This window comes from Enterobacter sp. 61D5, assembly GCF_034107965.1.
Taxonomy (GTDB): Bacteria; Pseudomonadota; Gammaproteobacteria; order Enterobacterales; family Enterobacteriaceae; genus Enterobacter; species Enterobacter cloacae_M.
The window spans coordinates 387564-406229 of record NZ_JAWNFK010000008.1; the positions used below are offsets into that span (position 1 = coordinate 387564).

20 protein-coding genes and 2 tRNA genes are annotated in these 18666 nt (G+C 56.0%); 9 read left to right on the forward strand and 13 right to left on the reverse strand.

Translation table 11 applies throughout. From position 1 onward, the window contains the following. The first annotated feature begins 14 nt into the window (after positions 1 to 14). A complete protein-coding gene (sufE, locus tag UTM25_RS10865) occupies positions 15 to 431 on the forward strand; it encodes a cysteine desulfuration protein SufE (protein ID WP_028012869.1) in 417 nt (138 codons plus the stop codon). Between the two features lie 97 nt (positions 432 to 528). Beyond that, positions 529 to 1542, forward strand: a complete 1014-nt coding sequence (gene ldtE, locus UTM25_RS10870; RefSeq protein ID WP_033145307.1) for a L,D-transpeptidase LdtE — start codon at positions 529 to 531, stop codon at positions 1540 to 1542. Between the two features lie 60 nt (positions 1543 to 1602). On the opposite strand, the gene lpp is transcribed toward ldtE, so the two are convergent. From lpp to UTM25_RS10890, 4 genes are all read right to left on the reverse strand, one after another. After that, a complete protein-coding gene (lpp, locus tag UTM25_RS10875; protein ID WP_010430241.1) occupies positions 1603 to 1839 on the reverse strand; it encodes a murein lipoprotein Lpp in 237 nt (78 codons plus the stop codon). 309 nt (positions 1840 to 2148) lie between these two features. Beyond that, the gene (gene pykF, locus UTM25_RS10880; RefSeq protein WP_029739779.1) at positions 2149 to 3570 is read right to left on the reverse strand and encodes a pyruvate kinase PykF; all 1422 of its coding nucleotides are present in this window, start codon (positions 3568 to 3570) and stop codon (positions 2149 to 2151) included. A gap of 377 nt (positions 3571 to 3947) precedes the next feature. After that, complete coding sequence (locus UTM25_RS10885) at positions 3948 to 5093, reverse strand: trans-sulfuration enzyme family protein (protein ID WP_194401005.1); 1146 nt, start codon at positions 5091 to 5093, stop codon at positions 3948 to 3950. Positions 5094 to 5104: 11 nt separating this feature from the next. After that, positions 5105 to 6475 carry a pyridoxal-phosphate dependent enzyme gene (locus UTM25_RS10890; protein WP_032657782.1) on the reverse strand — a complete coding sequence of 457 codons (1371 nt, stop codon included), beginning with the start codon at positions 6473 to 6475 and terminating at the stop codon, positions 5105 to 5107. Positions 6476 to 6875: 400 nt separating this feature from the next. Here UTM25_RS10890 and UTM25_RS10895 point away from each other — a divergent pair, with 400 nt between their 5' ends. From UTM25_RS10895 to fumD, 4 genes are all read left to right on the forward strand, one after another. Further along, positions 6876 to 7898: a methionine ABC transporter ATP-binding protein gene (locus UTM25_RS10895; RefSeq protein WP_194401003.1), complete on the forward strand. Its 1023-nt coding sequence runs from the start codon at positions 6876 to 6878 to the stop codon at positions 7896 to 7898. Beyond that, positions 7891 to 8559, forward strand: coding sequence for a methionine ABC transporter permease (locus tag UTM25_RS10900; protein WP_194401001.1), 669 nt, complete (start codon positions 7891 to 7893; stop codon positions 8557 to 8559). Before UTM25_RS10895 ends, UTM25_RS10900 begins: the two co-directional genes overlap by 8 nt. A gap of 23 nt (positions 8560 to 8582) precedes the next feature. Then, entirely contained in the window at positions 8583 to 9395 is an 813-nt protein-coding gene (locus UTM25_RS10905; protein ID WP_008500616.1) for a MetQ/NlpA family ABC transporter substrate-binding protein, read from the forward strand. Between the two features lie 110 nt (positions 9396 to 9505). Next, positions 9506 to 9715 (forward strand): fumarate hydratase FumD, encoded by a 210-nt coding sequence (gene fumD / locus UTM25_RS10910; RefSeq protein WP_008500615.1) that lies wholly within the window; start codon positions 9506 to 9508, stop codon positions 9713 to 9715. Here the strand turns inward: fumD and UTM25_RS10915 are convergent. From UTM25_RS10915 to UTM25_RS10930, 4 genes are read right to left on the reverse strand one after another with little or no spacing between them, the layout of a single operon-like run. Next, the gene (locus UTM25_RS10915) at positions 9696 to 10382 is read right to left on the reverse strand and encodes an amino acid ABC transporter permease (RefSeq protein WP_045401407.1); all 687 of its coding nucleotides are present in this window, start codon (positions 10380 to 10382) and stop codon (positions 9696 to 9698) included. The two genes, fumD and UTM25_RS10915, sit on opposite strands and share 20 nt — an antisense overlap. Continuing rightward, the gene (locus tag UTM25_RS10920; RefSeq protein ID WP_194400999.1) at positions 10366 to 11142 is read right to left on the reverse strand and encodes an amino acid ABC transporter permease; all 777 of its coding nucleotides are present in this window, start codon (positions 11140 to 11142) and stop codon (positions 10366 to 10368) included. The genes UTM25_RS10915 and UTM25_RS10920 overlap by 17 nt, the downstream gene beginning before the upstream one ends. Further along, complete coding sequence (locus tag UTM25_RS10925) at positions 11142 to 11957, reverse strand: amino acid ABC transporter ATP-binding protein (RefSeq protein ID WP_069302696.1); 816 nt, start codon at positions 11955 to 11957, stop codon at positions 11142 to 11144. The genes UTM25_RS10920 and UTM25_RS10925 overlap by 1 nt, the downstream gene beginning before the upstream one ends. Positions 11958 to 11959: 2 nt before the next feature. Further along, complete coding sequence (locus UTM25_RS10930) at positions 11960 to 12790, reverse strand: ABC transporter substrate-binding protein (protein WP_194401136.1); 831 nt, start codon at positions 12788 to 12790, stop codon at positions 11960 to 11962. Between the two features lie 245 nt (positions 12791 to 13035). On the opposite strand from UTM25_RS10930, the gene UTM25_RS10935 reads away from it, so the two are divergent. Next, positions 13036 to 13203, forward strand: coding sequence for a hypothetical protein (locus UTM25_RS10935; protein ID WP_014831607.1), 168 nt, complete (start codon positions 13036 to 13038; stop codon positions 13201 to 13203). 92 nt (positions 13204 to 13295) lie between these two features. Here UTM25_RS10935 and UTM25_RS10940 read toward each other — a convergent pair whose 3' ends face one another. Next, entirely contained in the window at positions 13296 to 13436 is a 141-nt protein-coding gene (locus UTM25_RS10940) for a hypothetical protein (RefSeq protein ID WP_003857665.1), read from the reverse strand. Positions 13437 to 13561: 125 nt separating this feature from the next. Between UTM25_RS10940 and UTM25_RS10945 the strand changes: the two genes are divergently transcribed. Both UTM25_RS10945 and UTM25_RS10950 read left to right on the forward strand, forming a co-directional pair. Beyond that, a complete protein-coding gene (locus UTM25_RS10945; protein WP_194400997.1) occupies positions 13562 to 14344 on the forward strand; it encodes an MBL fold metallo-hydrolase in 783 nt (260 codons plus the stop codon). Between the two features lie 72 nt (positions 14345 to 14416). Further along, positions 14417 to 15052, forward strand: a complete 636-nt coding sequence (locus UTM25_RS10950) for a carbonic anhydrase (protein ID WP_023311344.1) — start codon at positions 14417 to 14419, stop codon at positions 15050 to 15052. Positions 15053 to 15080: 28 nt separating this feature from the next. On the opposite strand, the gene UTM25_RS10955 is transcribed toward UTM25_RS10950, so the two are convergent. From UTM25_RS10955 to mdtK, 4 genes are all read right to left on the reverse strand, one after another. Then, the gene (locus UTM25_RS10955) at positions 15081 to 16676 is read right to left on the reverse strand and encodes an FAD-NAD(P)-binding protein (protein ID WP_194400995.1); all 1596 of its coding nucleotides are present in this window, start codon (positions 16674 to 16676) and stop codon (positions 15081 to 15083) included. Positions 16677 to 16794: 118 nt separating this feature from the next. Next, positions 16795 to 16871, reverse strand: a tRNA-Val gene (locus tag UTM25_RS10960). Positions 16872 to 16875: 4 nt separating this feature from the next. After that, positions 16876 to 16952: transfer RNA gene (locus UTM25_RS10965), tRNA-Val, on the reverse strand. A 153-nt stretch (positions 16953 to 17105) separates the two neighbouring features. Continuing rightward, a complete protein-coding gene (gene mdtK, locus UTM25_RS10970) occupies positions 17106 to 18479 on the reverse strand; it encodes an MdtK family multidrug efflux MATE transporter (RefSeq protein ID WP_194400993.1) in 1374 nt (457 codons plus the stop codon). Positions 18480 to 18666 lie beyond the last annotated feature (187 nt).

Consider the following 18666-nt stretch of genomic DNA (forward strand, 5'->3'; position numbering starts at 1 on the left):
CGGAGAGGCAAAAGATGGCAGAACTGCCGGACAGAGACAAATTGCTGCGCAACTTTGGGCGTTGCGCAAACTGGGAAGAGAAGTACCTTTATATCATCGAGTTGGGGCAGCGTCTGCCGCCGCTCGGTGAAGAGGCGCATAACCCGGAAAATATTATTCAGGGCTGTCAGAGCCAGGTGTGGATTGTGATGGAACAGTCTGACGACGGCACGATAGCACTGCACGGCGACAGCGATGCGGCCATTGTAAAAGGGCTTATTGCGGTCGTCTTTATTCTTTACCACCGGATGTCGGCGCAGGATATTGTCGCGTTCGATGTCCGCCCGTGGTTTGAAAAAATGGCCCTGACCCAACACCTCACCCCGTCTCGTTCCCAGGGACTGGAAGCGATGATTCGCGCGATCCGCGCCAAAGCTGCAATCCTTAGCTAGACTTACAGAACAGCATTCATTCTGTTTCGCGAGGTGGTTCCCGCCTCGCTGGTTTTTCAGCTTTCTGGCGTCCTGCCAGTGAATAAGGAATCTCAGTATGAAGCGCGCGTCTCTCATAACTCTATTACTCCTCAGTTCGCTCGGCGCACTTAATTCGGCCCGCGCGATGGACTATCCGTTGCCGCCCGCAGGCAGTCGCCTGATTGGGCAAAATCAAACCTACACGATACAGGAAGGGGATAATAAGCTGCAGACCATCGCCCGCCGGTTTAATACCGCGGCGCAGGTGATTCTGGAAACGAACAATACCATTGCGCCGGTAAACCCTGCGCCGGGAACCGTCATTACCATCCCGTCGCAGATGCTGCTGCCGGACACGCCGCGCGAGGGGATTGTGGTGAACCTCGCTGAGCTACGGCTCTACTACTTCCCGCCGGGAGAAAACATTGTTCAGGTCTTCCCGCTCGGCATCGGACAGCTGGGGCTGGAAACGCCGGTCACGACCACGCGCGTAAGCCAGAAAATCCCGAATCCCACCTGGACACCCACGCCGGGCATCAGAGCCCGCTCTCTGGAGCAGGGTATTAAATTACCTCCGGTGGTACCTGCCGGGCCAAATAACCCGCTGGGACGCTTCGCACTGCGTTTAGGCGTGGGCAACGGGGAATATCTCATCCACGGCACCAGCGCGCCGGACAGCGTTGGCCTGCGCGTCAGCTCCGGCTGTATGCGGATGAACGCCCCGGACATTAAGGCCCTGTTCGAACAGGTGCGGGTTGGCACGCGGGTACAGATTATCAATGAACCCGTGAAGTTCTCCGTGGAGCCGGATGGTAAACGCTATATTGAAGTCCATCGCCCGCTGGCGCAGGCTGAGGGAGAAAACCCGCAGGTCTCGCCCATTACCCACTCCGCAGACTTTGCGACCTTTGTTTCTCAGGCTGGAAGCGATAAGGCTCTGATTGAGAAAGCCCTGTCACGCCGCGCCGGGATCCCGGTTATCGTGTCGTCAGGGAGCGGCCCGTCGGCCAGCAATAGCGTGTTATCGGTGCAGAACAGTCGGGTGTCCGCTGCGGTAGCGGAAGATGAAGGGGAGAAGGTGACGCAGTAGCCGTTTGACGCAGGCAAAAAAAATGGCGCACAATGTGCGCCATTTTATTAACAGGTACTATTACTTACGGTATTTAGTAGCCTGGTTGTCCAGACGCTGGTTAGCGCGAGCTGCGTCGTCTTTAGCAGCCTGAACGTCGGAACGGATTGCGTTCACGTCGTTGCTCAGCTGGTCAACTTTAGCGTTCAGAGTCTGAACGTCAGAAGACAGCTGATCGATTTTAGCGTTGCTGGAGCAACCAGCCAGCAGAGTAGAACCCAGGATTACCGCGCCCAGTACCAGTTTAGTACGATTCATTATTAATACCCTCTAGATTGAGTTAATCTCCATGTAGCGTTACAAGTATTACACAAACTTTTTTGGGTTGAGAATATTTTTTTGATGGGAATACACCTATTTTTGATCGTTCGCTCAAAGAAGCATCGAATCGGCCCTTTTTGAGCAAAAATCTATGTAAAAAAAGGCATTTATCATCGGATTCATCTTAGATAATTCGCAATTAAATAGAGAAACCCGATTTGCAATTTGAATGACTTTGGCTAATGCCAGGAATAAAAAAAGCGCCCGGAGGGCGCTTTTTATCAAAATTAATTCGTTCGGGAATTATTACAGCACGTGAACAGATGCGGTATTGGTGGTTCCGCTTGGTACCAGCGCGCCAGAAACCATGACCACAACGTCACCTTTCTGTGCCAGACCACGATCAACCAGTTCCAGCGCCACTTCTTTACCCAGACGGTAGAAATCATCCGTAGACGCGATCTCTTTCACCAGGTGAGGGATCACGCCTTTGCTCAGCACCAGCTGACGAGCCGTGGTTTCGTTGGTGGTCAGCGCCAGGATAGTCGCATCCGGGAAGTATTTACGCACCGCGCGAGCTGATTTACCGCCCTGGGTGGCAACCACGATCAGTGGCGCTTCCAGCTTCTCAGCCGTTTCTACTGCACCACGGCAAACCGCTTCGGTGATGCGCAGCTTGCGGCTGTCGTTGTTGTAGTCCAGACGGCTTTTCATTACGCGGTCGGTACGTTCGCAGATGGTGGCCATGATGGACACCGCTTCCAGCGGATATTTACCTTTTGCGGATTCGCCAGACAGCATAACGGCATCAGTACCGTCCAGGATGGCGTTAGCCACGTCGCCTGCTTCTGCGCGGGTTGGGCGTGGGTTTTTGATCATGGAGTCCAGCATCTGCGTTGCGGTGATAACCACTTTGCGCGCGCGAACGCATTTCTCGATCATCATCTTCTGCGCGAAGATCACTTCTTCAACCGGGATTTCTACGCCCAGGTCGCCACGTGCAACCATGATGCCGTCAGACGCTTCGAGGATTTCGTCGAAGTTATTCAGGCCTTCCTGGTTTTCAATTTTGGAGATGATCTGGATCTTCTCGCCGCCGTGCGCTTTCAGGTGCTCACGAATTTCAACCACGTCTGAGCGCTTACGGATGAAGGAGGCCGCAACAAAGTCAACGCCTTGTTCGCAACCGAAGATCAGGTCCTGTTTGTCTTTTTCAGCCAGTGCTGGCAGTGCGATAGAAACGCCCGGCAGGTTAACGCCTTTGTTTTCGCCCAGGTCGCCGTTGTTCAGCACTTTACAGATAACCTTGTTGCCTTCGATAGCGGTGACTTCCATACCGATCAGACCATCGTCTACCAGCACGGTGTTACCGACGGAAAGGTCGTTGGTGAAGCCTTCATAGGTCACTGCAACGATTTCGCTGTTGCCGACAACGGATTTGTCGGTGGTGAAGGTGAAGGTCTGGCCCGCTTTCAGAGAGACGTCGTTACCGCCTTCCAGTTTGATGGTACGGATTTCTGGACCTTTGGTGTCCAGCAGGATGGCAGCTTTTTTACCGGTCTTGCTCATCACGTTGCGCAAGTTCTGGATACGCTGACCGTGTTCTGCGTAATCACCGTGGGAGAAGTTCAGACGCATCACGTTCATGCCGGCGTCCAGCATTTTGGTCAGCATCTCTTCAGATTCGGTTTTCGGGCCGATAGTACAAACAATTTTCGTCTTTTTCATGACAGTCTTAGTCTTTAAGTTGGGAAGGATATGGAAATCTCGCTCCGGGGGCGCACCGCCGCGGAGTCAAACCTGTGTTGCAAAAGAGTATATGACACGCACTAAGGATAGGAGACATCAAATGAGCGTGCAGAAGAAAGTGTGCCTGAGTGACAGCCCAACGAAGGAGAGGAGAAGTTGTACGTTGTTTTTTGTATTCCAAGCGCTGAAACCATTCACCAGGGATTAGGCGCGCATTATACGCTGATTTTAAGATAAAAGGAAAATGGAAACGGTGTTTCAGAAATATTCTGTGCAGTTTCACATAATATTGTTATCAAGGCGTTAAGCCATGATGACAACTTATGGCGGCAGGTGATTGACCTGCCGCGTTTTGCTTATTTTTGCAGCGCCTGGCTGAGGTCGGCAATCAGGTCTTTGGGATCTTCAATCCCGACCGACAGACGGATCAGCTGCGGCACAATGCCGTTTGCCAGGCGTTGCTCCAGCGGAATCGAGGCGTGCGTCATGCTGTAAGGCTGGCTCACCAGACTTTCCACACCGCCGAGGCTTTCCGCGAGGGTGAACAGCTTCAGGTTGCGAATCACCTCGGTGGCGCGTTGCGCATCCCCTTTTACCACGACTGAAATCATCCCACCGGGCAGGGCCATCTGCGTGCGGGCAAGCTGAAATTGCGGATGAGATTCCAGACCGGGATAGAAAACCTTTTCGACCAGAGGATGCTGATCCAGCCATTGCGCAATCGTAAGCGCGTTGGTGCTGTGCTTTTCTACCCTCAAGGCAAGCGTGCGAATACCGCGCAGGGTCAGGAAGCTGCTGAACGGATCAAGTACGCCGCCCACCGCGTTTTGCAGATAGCCCAGCTTATCGGCCAGTTCCCTGTTGTCCCCGACAATCGCCAGCCCGGCCACCACGTCAGAGTGGCCGTTCAGGTATTTGGTGGCGGAGTGCACCACGATATCGAAACCCGACTCCAGCGGACGGTGGATCACCGGCGACGCGAAGGTGTTGTCCGCCACGCTGATGACGTTATGACGGCGGGCGATCGCCGCAATGGCCGCCAGATCCGCCAGCTTCAGCAGCGGGTTGGTTGGCGTTTCGACCCACACCATGCGGGTATCCGGGCGAATGGCGGCCTCGAGACCGGTTAAGTCGTCCGGTTTAACCCAGCTGACCTGCAGGCCAGTGCTGCGCTTGCGCACGTTTTCAATCAGGCGGTACGTCCCGCCGTAAACGTCATCAATGGCGACAATATGGCTGTCTTTATCCAGCAGTTCGAGCACCGTGGAGATGGCTGCCAGACCGGAGGCGAAGGCGTAGCCGCGCGTACCGCCTTCCAGTTCGGCGATGGCGGTTTCCAGCGCATGGCGGGTGGGGTTGCCGCTGCGGGAATACTCATAGCCGGTATGCTCGCCGGGTGACGGTTGCGCAAACGTTGAGGTGGCGTAAATCGGCGGCATGACGGCGCCGTGCTGGTCGTTGAACTCGCCGCTGTGTACGCTCAGGGTAGCCAGGTTTTTCATTATCGATTCCTTTATTGCTGAAGACGGTTGCGCCAGGCGGTCAGAACGTCGCTGCGCGTAATCAGACCGAGAAAACGGTCGTTGTCATTAATCACGGCCACCAGACCGCGGTCGAAGATGGCGTTCAGGGCGCTTTCCGGGGCGTGTTTATCCAGGAACTCCACCTGACGCGTCATGGCTGCCGTCACCGGAAGCGCGAAGCGATCGCCGTCGCCGCCGATATGCCGCAGGAGATCCCACTCGTCGATAATGCCCACCACCTTGCCGTTCTCCAGCACCGGCAGCTGGGAGATGTCATACAGGCGCATGCGTGCCAGTACGGTGGAAAGCGTGTCGTCCGGGGCGGCGGTGACGGTGGCGCCTTCATCGTGGCGCAGGGCGATGTAGTCAGAGAGATCGCCGGCCTGAGGGCGGGTGATAAGCCCTTGCTGACGCATCCAGTCATCGTTAAACATCTTCGAGAGGTACTTATTGCCGCTGTCGCAGGCGAAGGTCACCACGCGTTTCGGCGCGGTCTGCGCCTGGCAATATTTCAGCGCGGCCGCCAGCAGCGTGCCGCTGGAGGAGCCCGCCAGAATGCCTTCCGTTTTCAGCAGATCGCGCGCGGTGGTGAAGGCCTCTCGGTCGGTGATGCGCCAGGCGCGATTCACCCCTTCAATGTGGGCCAGCGGCGGAATAAAGTCTTCGCCAATACCTTCAACCAGCCAGGAGCCCGCGTCGTGATAGCGTCCGGTTTCCACCTGGTCGGCCAGAACCGATCCGGCCGGGTCTGCCAGGACAAACTCCGTGTGCGGAGAGTGCTCGGCGAACCACGCCTGCAGGCCGCCCAGCGTACCGCCTGAGCCGACGCCAACCACGATGGCGTCGATCCGCCCGTCAAGCTGCTCGTACAGTTCCGGTGCCGTGGTGGTACGGTGCGCCAGCGGGTTGGCCTCGTTATTGAACTGGTCGATGTAAAACGCGCCGGGCAGCTCGTTGGCCAGGCGCTGGGCGTAATCCTGGTAATAGGCGGGATGGCCCTTGTTGACGTCGGAGCGGGTCAGCACCACCTGGGCACCAAGCGCGCGCAGGTGGAAAATCTTCTCGCGGCTCATTTTGTCCGGCACCACCAGGATCAGCGAGTAGCCTTTCTGAGCGGCAATCAGGGCCAGGCCGAGACCGGTATTCCCCGCCGTCGCCTCAATAATCGTGCCGCCCGGCTGCAGCTGGCCGGTACGCTCCGCTTCGTTAATCATCGACAGCGCAACGCGATCCTTAATTGAGCCGCCCGGATTCTGGTTTTCCAGCTTCAGGAACAGCGAGCAGGGGCCGGTATCAAGCTTGTGCAGCTGGATAAGCGGGGTACGGCCAATCAGTTCGGTGACGGAGTGGTAAATCGTCATGATGTTTTCCTTTCTGGATGTCATGACGGGATGATAGAGCGGCGAAATTTTCGCAATAAAGAACCATTCACTGCTCTTTAGAACAGAAAAGAATATAAATGCCATTTTTGGATGTCAGGACAGCAAGACGTAAAGTTGTCTGGATGTGAGGATGGCTATATCGGCAGGAAATGCTGAAAAAATGACCGTTTTTAGCGGGCATCTACCAGCAGATATGCATCCGGCAGATAATCATTGCTGAAATTGATCTAAATGCTTCCCACCCTTTAAATCCGCTGTTTATTTCCGAAAGTTATAACAAATTCGTTTTTGTTCATTTGAAAGCTGATAACGCCTGTTTACTATCGTTTGGACATCCATACTGCTAAACAGCCATGCGCGAAACGGATAAAGAATAAGAATGATCGTACTCAGGAATATTTCGAAGGTTTTTGACAACGGAAAGGTCGCGCTGACTGCCGTTGATAACGTCAATTTGACGATAGAGCAGGGACAGATTTACGGAATTATCGGCTACAGCGGAGCCGGGAAAAGCACGCTGATTCGTCTGCTGAACGGCCTGGAAAAACCCAGCGGCGGAAGCGTCACCATTAACGGACAGGATATCTCTGCGGCAAAGGGTGAAGCGCTCCGCCAGGCGCGCCTGAAAATCAGCATGGTGTTCCAGCACTTCAACCTGCTGTGGTCGCGCACGGTGAGCGAGAATATCGCTTTCTCGATGCAAATCGCCGGTGTGCCAAAAGCCAACATCAAGGCGCGCGTCGCCGAGCTGGTGGAGCTGGTCGGCCTGAAGGGGCGCGAGAATGCGTACCCGTCCCAGCTGAGCGGCGGGCAAAAGCAGCGCGTGGGTATTGCGCGCGCTTTGGCTAACAGCCCTGACGTGCTGCTCTGCGATGAAGCCACGTCCGCGCTCGACCCGCAGACCACCGATCAGATCCTCGATCTGCTGCTGGATATTAACCGCCGCTTCAGGCTGACCATCGTGCTGATCACCCACGAGATGCACGTGGTGCGTAAAATCTGCGACCGCGTGGCGGTGATGGAGAACGGTAAAGTGGTGGAAGAGGGCGACGTGCTGAGCGTGTTTACCCATCCGCAGCAGCCGATTACGCAGCAGTTTGTCCGCCAGGTGAGCCAGTATGCCGAGGAGGAAACCTTCAATACCGAACTGGCAAAGGATCTGGAAGGCACGGTCATCAGGCTGACCTTTACCGGGCACAGCACCCATAAGCCGATTGTGGGTGAACTGACCCTGCGCTACGGCCTGCCGTTTAACATCCTGCACGGGAAAATGACGCAAACCGCCCACGGGGTGTTTGGTCAGCTCTGGGTACATGTCGTGGCATCCGATGAACAACTGAACAATATCCTCGGCGACCTGCAGCACAGCGATATTGAAGGCGAGGTGATTAAACATGGCTGAGAATCTCTTTCCGCATCTCAAGTGGGATCAGCTCTGGGCGGCCACGCTTGAGACGCTGTACATGACCGCGCTGTCCGGCGTGGCGACCTTTGTGCTGGGCATCGTGCTGGGGCTGGCGCTGTTTTTAACCGCGCGCGGCGGGTTGTTCCACAACCGCACGGTCTACAGCGTGATTTCGATTGTGGTGAACGTGTTCCGCTCTATTCCGTTCATCATTCTGATTGTCCTGCTGATCCCGTTCACCAAGACCGTCGTCGGCACCATTCTTGGCGCCAACGCGGCGCTGCCGGCGCTGATTGTGGGCGCCGCACCCTTCTACGCACGCCTGGTGGAAATCGCCCTGCGTGAAGTGGATAAAGGCGTCATCGAAGCAACGCGCTCGATGGGCGCACGACTGAACACGTTAGTGTTTCGGGTTTTACTGCCGGAATCATCACCCGCACTGGTATCGGGTATTACGGTGACGCTCATTGCGCTGGTGAGCTACAGCGCAATGGCGGGGGTGATTGGCGCCGGTGGTTTGGGAAATCTGGCTTATCTGGAAGGATTCCAGCGCAACCATGGTGACGTCACGCTGGTGGCAACGGTGACCATTCTGATCATCGTTTTCATTATCCAGTTCTGCGGCGATGTCATTACTTCACTGTTAGATAAACGCTAATAAATACACACAGGAACCACATCATGAAAAAAACACTGACACTGATCGCCGCCGCAACCCTGAGCGCCCTGAGCTTCGCTTCCTGGGCTGACACCCTGACCGTGGGCGCATCCAACACGCCGCACGCCGAAATTCTGGAGCAGGCAAAGCCAATTCTGGCGAAGCAGGGTATCGACCTGGAAATCAAACCGTTCCAGGACTACATTCTGCCGAACACCGCGCTGGCGGGTCATGACATCGACGCGAACTACTTCCAGCACATTCCTTACCTGAACAGCGTGCTGAAGGATCATGCGGGCGATAAAGACTACGATTTCGTCAGTGCGGGCGCGATCCACATTGAGCCAATCGGCATCTACTCCAAAAAATACAAGTCGCTGAAAGACCTGCCGGAAGGCGGCAAGATCATCATGCGTGACGCGGTTTCTGAAGAGGGGCGTATTCTCTCCATCTTCGAGAAAGAGGGCGTGATCAAGCTGAAGCCGGGCATCGACAAAGTGACCGCGCGCATCAGCGACATCGTTGAGAACCCGAAAAAGCTGAAGTTCACGCCGAACGTGGAAGCCTCTCTGCTGCCGCAGATGTACAACAACAACGAAGGCGATGCGGTGGTGATTAACGCCAACTACGCGATTGACGCGGGTCTGGATCCGGTTCACGACCCGATTGCGGTAGAGAGCGGTGAAAATAACCCGTACGCCAACATCATTACCGTGCATCGCGGCGACGAGAAGAAGAAAGATATCGTTGCGCTGGTGAACGTGCTGCACTCGAAAGAGATTCAGGACTGGATCCGCACCAAGTACAAAGGCGCGGTCATCCCAGTAAACAACTAATTTACTGATTTTACAGATGAAGCCCGGCGAGTCTCTCGCCGGGCTTCTTTTTTGTATCCGGCAGGAGAATCATTTAAGCTCAACGTTTAAAAGGCAATGGAGTGATGACGATGGGTAACGTGACCAAAGATGAAGCGCTGTACCAGGAGATGTGCCGGGTGGTCGGGAAGGTGGTGCTTGAGATGCGTGATTTAGGGCAGGAGCCAAAGCATATTGTCATTGCCGGAGTCCTGCGTACCGCGCTGGCGAACCAGCGCGTGAAACGCAGTGAACTGACAACCGAAGCGATGGAAACGGTGGTTAAAGCGCTGGCCGGGTAATGCGCCAGCGCTTCGCAAGCTGTTCGAGCGAGCAGCAGAGCAGGTAGTAGACCACGCCCGTAAAGATAAAAATGGCCGCCGGGTAGATTTGCACCCGGTTGTTGACCTGTCCCGCCACCGTGGTCAGTTCCGGTACGTTCACGATAAACGCCAGCGACGTATCCTTCAGCAGGCTGATAAAAATCCCCACCAGCGACGGCAGAATATTCCTCAGCGCCTGCGGCAGCAGCACGCGCAGGAGGGTTTGCTGCGTGCTGAAGCCCTGTGACAGTGCGGCCTCATATTGTCCGGACGGGAGTGCGTTAAGCCCGGCCAGCACCGAGTGCATCACGGTTGCCGCGGTAAACCAGGCCAGAGCCAGCGTGACGGTAAGCGCTCCCGGCAGATCGCCCCCGGTCATAAGCGGCAGAAGATACCACATCCAGAAAATTACGAAGATGAGCGGGATACCGCGAATCAGCTCTGCCCATAAAAAGAGGACCTTTCGCACGAGCCCGGTAAATCGCCAGGCCAGACATGCGAGCACTATCCCACCGGGCAGGGCGATGACGGCGGCCCCGGCAGCCATCATCAACGACAGCAAGACGCCCCCCGGTTCACCCGTTGCCGCGCGTCCCCACAGCAGATAGTCGAGGTTATCGGTGATGACGTTAAGTCCGGCAATCATGTTTTTCACTCCCTGAGGTGGCGGCGCCTGGGCGTTTACGTTTCGCGTCAGGTCCGATGCGAACCAGCACGATCCCCATGACCAGGCCGGTCAGCAGATAGAGTGCGGTGCCGAGGGTAAACGCCTCCAGCGCGTGCGCGTTATAGCTCTCGATCTGCCTGACCTGATAGGTCAGCTCGGCGAAGCCAATCCCGCTGGCGAGCGAGGAGAGCTTCATCAGATTAAGATACTGCCCCACAACGGGCTGCCAGGCGTTGGCCAACCCCTGCGGCAGAAGGATGTAACGAAACAGACGCCACGCGGAGAATCCCTGCGCGAGCGCCGCCTCTCGCTGTCCGGCAGGCACGGAACGTAAGCCCGATTCCACCTCTTCGATTAAAAACGCCGAGGTAAAGACGCCCAACCCCCAGGCAGAACATAAAAATTCGGGCGTAAACCACCAGACGTTACCGGGCAGAATTGACCAGCTGTGATCCGCGTTCACCGCGTCGCGGAACGCCTGCGGTAGCCCGTTCCAGGCGGCAAAATACCAGAACAGCAGCTGCACCAGCAGCGGCGTATTGCGAAACAGCGACACCCAGCTGCTGACGACCGCGTTCCCGAGGCGTCCACCGGAAAGGCGCATGAGCATAAAAAGCAGTGCGAGCAGGCTGGCCAGCAGGATCCCGGCAAGCGTGACCCACAGGGTGGTGAGGAATCCGGAGAGTATCCACTGCAGAGGCTGTCCGGTCAGTACCCCCTGCCAGTCGAGCGCGGGCATTACAGATGCTCCTGATGCAGCGGGTTGAGCACCTTCTGCAGGAACCGCTGCGCGCGCGGATGTGACGGCTGGCTGAAAAACTGCGCCGGCGGCGCGGTTTCCAGAATTTGCCCGCCGTCGATAAAGACAATCCGGTCGGCAATTTCCCGGGCAAACTGCATCTCGTGGGTCACCACGATCATCGTGATCCCGCTGTGGGCGAGGGCTTTCATCACGTACAGCACTTCACCAATCATCTCCGGATCCAGCGCGGAGGTGGGTTCATCGAACAGAATGATTTGCGGTGAAGAGGCCAGGGCGCGGGCAATCGCGACGCGCTGCTGCTGTCCACCGGAAAGCTCTGCCGGGAAATGGTGGGCTTTTTCCAGCATCCCGACCTTCTCCAGCAGGGCCAGCGCGCGCTCCCGGGCAGGCTGCGGCTTCCAGCCGTGAACGTGCTCCAGCGCAAGGGTGATGTTCTGGCTGGCGGTGAGGTGGGCGTAAAGATTGAACTGCTGGAACACAAACCCCACGCGGCTGCGCAGCTGGCGCAGCCCGGTACCGGAGAGCTTTGCGGTAGGCTTGTTGTCGACCAGAATCTCTCCGCCGCTCAGGGTTTCAAGCTGGTTGATAAGACGGATCAGGGTGGATTTACCGGAACCTGAAGGGCCGAGGATGGCAACCACTTCACCGGGCGTGATGGTGAGATTAATGTCGTTTAAAACCTGATGGTCACCGTAGCGTTTGTCCACATGACGAAACTCGACGCTGGCCTGTTCCAGATGTGAAAAATCCGCGGCACCGGCCGCGGAGTGTGAAAATAAACCTGAGAGCATAATTATCTGGCTTCTATTTTAAAGGCGCGAGGCTGTGGGGAAGGCGTGTTTGGGCCAAACCAGACATCGTAGATTTTTGCTGCCTGACCGTTCTTCTCGAGGTTAACCAGCTCGTCGTTAACGGCCTTCAGCAGCGCCGTTTCGCCTTTTTTCACCCCAACGCCAATCTCTTCTTTGCTGAGCAGGTCGGGCAGGATTTTAAAGTTCGCTTTATCCGGCGCCTGCGCCAGCAGACCGGCCAGAATGGTGCTGTCCTGGGTGATGGCCTGTACGTTACCGTTGCGCAGTGCCGTCAGCGCCAGCGGAATATCGTCATAAGAGAGCACGCGTGACTGCGGGAAACGCTGGTGAAGCGCCTGCTCGCCCGTCGTTCCTTTGACCGCGCCAATACGCGCCCGGCTGTAGTCATCAAGCTTGTCCGGTGATTTCGCCGGCACCAGGAACTGCTGGCCGGTGACAAAGTAAGGCGTCGAGAAGTCAATCACCTGCGCGCGTTCCGGGGTGATAGTGATATCCGCCACGATCAGGTCGGCTTTTCCGGACTGCAGCAGCGGAATACGGTTAGCCGGATTGGTGGCAACCAGTTCAAGCTTCACGCCGAGCGATTTTGCCAGCGCTTTGGCGAAGTCCACGTCATATCCGACGATATCGTGCGTTTTGGCATCAATAGAGCCAAACGGCGGGTTGGCGTCAAACGTGGCCACTTTCACCACCCCTGCGGCCTTAATATCCGCCAGCTGATCGGCCTGTGCCTGCGCTGAAAGCAGGCTGCCCGCCGCCAGTAATCCCAGAACCAGTGTCCGTTTTGTAAACCCTTTCATGTTTGCTGCCATAGTCATTCGCCATCCCGTTGTTTTTGTTTTACCCCGCTACGCTCCCATAAGCGAAAGCTATCGCCAAATAAGAAATCGTTCTTTGCTATGAGCAAAAAAGCATTAGTGAACAAGGTGTTAATGAAGAGTGAAAAGAACGGGAGGCTATTTGCAGATCCTGCACATCGACAGTGGATTTTGGTATTTCCCCCGCGCGGCATTTGAGTGCTTAACTGAGATCAAACACGGCGAGAGAGGGTAAGACGATGAAAAAATGGATCAGCACGTTACGGCGGTTTTTTGCGACCCGACCAGTTAATGCGGAGAACAGCGCGCAACGTGTTCTTGAGTCAATCCTGCCTGTCGCCAGCCTGTATGGCGTCGACGTCGCCAACATTGACCCGGAGTGGTTCCATGATAAAACGTCACGCTGAACTGCGCCGCACGCGCGAAACGTACTGGAACGAGGTGTGCGTGACGTGTAACGAGTGAAATAAAAAAGCACCGGTTTCCCGGTGCTTTTTTATTAGATCTTGCAGGCGTCGCCGCAGTCATCGTCGGCGACAATCGCCTGCGCTTTTTTGTCTGCATCGTCCAGACGTTCGGCATTTCGCTCTTCGGCTTCATCCAAACCGTTAAAGACTAAGTTATCGAGATCAATTTCCATGTGGCACCTGCTCTGTTCAGTTTTTGATACTGGCACAGTATAGGGCAAAAAAAGCCAGCAATGTACCTCGCAGCACATAAGGATAATCCCTGCCATACTCAGTGCTTTATCGCTGAGGAGAGCACATGATTACACTCTGTAAAACCTGTGGAACCGCCTACGATACGCAGCCGGAAAGATGCCCGATTTGCGAGGATGAACGCCAGTACGTGCCCGCCACGGGCCAAGCATGGACCGATCTCGACACCGTCACCGCCACGCATAGCAACAAATGGCAGCAGCTGGAGCCGCGGCTGTTTGGGATCAAAACGGTCCCCGCGTTTGCGATAAACCAGCGGGCGCTGTTCCTGCAAACGCCCCACGGCAATATCCTCTGGGACTGCATCGCCAACCTCGACCCCGCAACGAAAGCGCTCATTACCGCCCTCGGCGGCATCAGCGCGATAGCGATTTCACATCCGCACTATTACACCACGATGCAGGAGTGGGCTGCGGCGTTTGATGCGCCGGTGTATCTGCACGCCAGCGACAAAGAGTGGGTCATGCGCGACAGCCCGGCCATTCATTTCTGGGAGGGGGATGCGCTGGAGATTTTCCCGTCGGTCACCTTGCTGCGTCTGGGGGGGCATTTTGCCGGTGGAACGGTGCTGCACTGGCAGGAGGGGGATGGGGTGTTGCTGGTGGGCGATATTCTGCAGGTCACGCCGGGTAAAGACGCCGTCTCGTTTATGTGGAGCTATCCGAATTATCTTCCGCTACCGGCCCGCACCGTGGCGTCGGTGGTGAGTCATCTCGAAGGCAAAACCTTTGAACGTCTTTACGGCGCGTTCGAAGGGCAGAACATCCCGGCCTTCGCGGACGAGATTGTGCAGCGGTCGGGCCAGAAATATATTGCTTGTCTGAAGTAAACCACGATGGGTAAACTTTACGAGTGTGATCTCGATCATGCCTAAACTAAAACAGATAAAAGAGACATTGCTATGCAACATATCATTGAAGGTTTTCTCAGCTTTCAAAAAGAGATTTTCCCGCAACGTAAAGAACTCTTCCGCAGTTTAGCGTCCAGCCAGAATCCCAAAGCGCTGTTCATCTCATGCTCCGACAGCCGTCTGGTCCCGGAACTGGTCACCCAGCAAGAGCCAGGACAACTCTTTGTCATTCGTAATGCTGGCAACATCGTGCCGCCGTTCGGGCCGGAGCCTGGCGGCGTGTCCGCCACTATCGAATACGCCGTGGTGGCGCTGGGCGTCACGGATATCGTGATTTGCGGTCACTCCAACTGTGGCGCGATGAAGGCGATTGCCGATAACGCGAACCTGGAGCCGATGCCTGCTGTGTCACACTGGCTGCGCTATTCCGACGCGGCGAAAGCCGTGGTTGAGAAGAAAACCTGGGATAAGCCGATCGATAAAGTCAATGCGATGGTGCAGGAGAACGTGTTTGCGCAGCTGAGCAACATTAAGACCCACCCGTCCGTCGCGGTGGGCCTGCGTAATAACTCCATCCGACTGCACGGCTGGGTGTACGACATTGAAAGCGGCAAAATCCTCGCCCTGGATAAAGCGACGAAAACCTTCGTTTCGCTGTCTGAAAATCCGGAAGTCTTCTTCGAGTAATCCGCGACAGCAGGGCATGGAAGCCCTGTCAGTTCTCAATATACGGTAGTCTGCGCCGCGATCGCGACGCGGGTTTTTCCGCCGCCTTCGCCATTGCTTCCGCAATCTCTGCACACTCCGCCAGCCCCTGAACGAAGGGACGATCGTGCATCAGCCACGGTATCGCGCCGAAGGCGATGCGCCCGCGAACGGCGTCAGGCGCTTTTAAGGTGTAATCCTCACCGATGTCGGGTATCTCTTCGCCCGTGGCTTCCAGCTGTTTGCGCAGCGTCGGGAAGGGCAGATCCTTCGTTTTGAGCGGCTTCTGCCCGCGCGCATCAATAAACACGTCGAAACGGTAAACGGTCTCTTGTGTGGTGATTACCGTTCGATCGCTGCCAACGTCCAGCGCGTAATCGTCACCGAGCGTCGCCACGCTGATGATGCCGGCTTCGCGAAGCGCAAGCAGCCTGCGGATAGACTGCGGAGGAATGGCCGCATAGTTGTCGATAAATACGCGGGCGAGGCCTTGCTTAAAGCGCTCTCTGTCCCGTTCGTTGAGGTGGGGAACAATCTCCTGAACCACCTCATGCAGCCGAAGCACGGTATAGCGCCAGGCTACGGTGCGCCGCTCGCGTTTGTTTCGCTCCACCTCGTTGAGGTTTTCTTCCGCCCAGGTAAAGGGGCCGTGCCGTTTACGATCCTCAAACCAGGCCTCACGAATGCTGTCCGCATTCTGCTTATGCAGGGATATTTTCTCACACCACGCCGGGTCAGCGAGCTGAAGCTCTTTGACCATCAGGGTAAATATACGGTCGAGCAGGCCATCCGATCCTTTGGCAATCTCGCTTTCAGCCGCGCCTTCGGTCAATACCGACAGCGGTTCATAAGGAATAGGGCAGTAAAAATCGGCTTCCGGCAGAATGCCCGTCCGGGACATCAGGACAATCTTCAACGCGTCGCTGCCTTTATCCAGCACGAATTTATCATCACGAAATTCACCGTGCTGCATCACCACCGCCATGGCCGCGTCGAGACCGCTTAACGAAGTCCCCATGATACCGACGCGGCAGGGAGGGATACTGGCGTCCATCAGACCGGACCAGGGGCTTGGGAAGAACGTTCGCGTGGATTCGTCCTCGTCTGGCCAGACGTGGCCGGTGGCGATAACCGCAAGGTCGAATTGTTCGGGCAAGACGCTGCCGTTGACGGAAAGCGTAACGCCGGTTGTCGCGGGAATGATGTCTGTGACCTTCGCAGACTCATGGACATCAACGTTGAATCCCAGCCTTTTTGCCTCTTTTACGATAGAAAGAAAGCCGTCGCGAAAATACTCGCCCAGCAGAAGCCGGGGCAGGAACTGTCGGTCATGCAGGCGGGCTTTATCAACCTTAAAGCGGGCAAGATGGGCGTCACTCTGTTCCTTGAGCCAGTCGAGGTAGGTGATAAAAATGGGCGGGATTTCAATGCTCGCAATGTTCGCCAGCATCAGCCGGGAATTATCGTCGTCGTTATAGGGCATACCCACGCCAGCGTCTTCGGATTGTTCAAAAATGGAAACTGAGAGCGGCGTGCTGTTTTTAAGGAGATGATAAAAAGTATAAATCCCTGTGGGGCCGGAGCCGATAATCGCGATTTTCTTCATCGACGGTCTTCCTGTTTTTTTTCCATAAGAAAAGCGTAGCAGGAGAATAATGATGAAAATAAGGGATTAGGAAAATTCAGGATATCAGAAGAGGATTTGCACCATTTCAGGACTGAAATGGTGCGTCCGAGTGGACTCGAACCACCGACCCCCACCATGTCAAGGTGGTGCTCTAACCAACTGAGCTACGGACGCAGAATGGTGCGTTCAATTGGACTCGAACCAACGACCCCCACCATGTCAAGGTGGTGCTCTAACCAACTGAGCTATGAACGCAACGTGTTGTCGCTGACAACGGGAACGAATATTAGCGGCACAGCACCGAGGTGGCAAGAGGGAAAATACATTTTTCTCTCTGATTTCACGCGATTGCTTCATTACCGCGCAAAGTGAAGAGAAAGTAGCCGCCAGGGGGCGGCTACTGTGTCGTTAACGTGCCGCGCGCTGCAAAATGACCGTTGATGGCTGGCGCTGCAGGAAGCGCATTCGCATCATCATCATAATCGCCGCCGACGTCAGGCCGATGATAAAGCCCATCCAGAACCCTGCGGGCCCCATGCGCTCAACCACCAGATCGGTAAGCGCCAGGATATAGCCACTCGGCAGTCCCAGCACCCAGTAGGCGATAAAGGTGATAAAGAAGATGGAGCGCGTGTCTTTATATCCGCGCAGCACGCCGCTGCCAATCACCTGGATGGAGTCAGAGATCTGGTAAATCGCGGCCAGCAGCATCAGGTGTGATGCCAGCGTGACCACTTCCGGGTTGTCGTTATAGAGCAGGGCAATCTGCTCGCGTAATGCAACGGTAAAGAGCGCCGTACAGACAGCCATGCAGACGCCGACGCCCAGCCCGGTCCGGGCGGCCGTTTGCGCATCCAGCGTTGAGCCCTGGCCCAGGCGGAAGCCGACGCGAATCGTCACCGCCGCCGCCAGCGACATCGGCAGGACGAACATCAGGGAGCTGAAGTTCAGCGCAATCTGGTGCCCGGCTACGTTCACAATGCCCAGCGGGGAGACCAGCAGGGCGACCACGGCAAACAGGGTTACCTCAAAGAACAGCGCGAGGGCGATCGGTAACCCTAACTGCACCAGACGCGTCATGATGTTCCAGTCCGGCGTGCTAAATCTTTTCTCGTTGCGAATATCGCGCATGGAACGGGCGCGTTTTACAAAGGCGATCATGGAGAAGAACATCACCCAGTAAACGGCTGCCGTCGCCACGCCGCAGCCGACGCCGCCGAGCTCCGGCATCCCGAAATGACCGTAAATAAAGACATAGTTCACCGGAATGTTGACCAGCAGGCCGATAAAGCCCATCACCATCCCGGGCTTGGTTTTCGCCAGACCTTCACACTGGTTACGCGCCACCTGGAAAAAGAGATAGCCGGGCGCACCCCATAGCAGGGCGCGCAGATAGCCCACGGCTTTATCAGCAAGTGCCGGGTCAATGTTATGCATAGCGCGAATGATTTGGCCCGCGTTCCAGAGCACGACCATGATCAGCACGGAAACAAACCCTGCCAGCCAGAAACCCTGACGAACCTGATGGGCAATGCGCTCGCGACGACCCGAGCCATTGAGCTGAGCGATAACCGGCGTGAGGGCGAGCAGCAGACCGTGGCCGAACAGAATGGCCGGAAGCCAGATTGACGTGCCGATAGCAACGGCCGCCATATCGGTGGCGCTGTAGCCACCTGCCATTACCGTATCCACAAATCCCATTGCGGTCTGGGCCACTTGCGCGACGATCACTGGTATAGCCAGTGCCAATAGCTGGCGCGCTTCATTCATGTACTTCTGCACGTGAACACCTTTATTTTGTAGTTATTTGAGAGACTAAAAAAGCCGCCGAAACGGGCAGCAAGAAGAAAATGCAGGGGGGTGCCAGCTATTGTAGCGGGCTTTAGCTATTTATCTAGTGAAAAAATCGCCAGAAAATGCGCTCCGCTGGCAACCTCTTTTTCCAACTGTTATTGTGGTGGGATTAAAC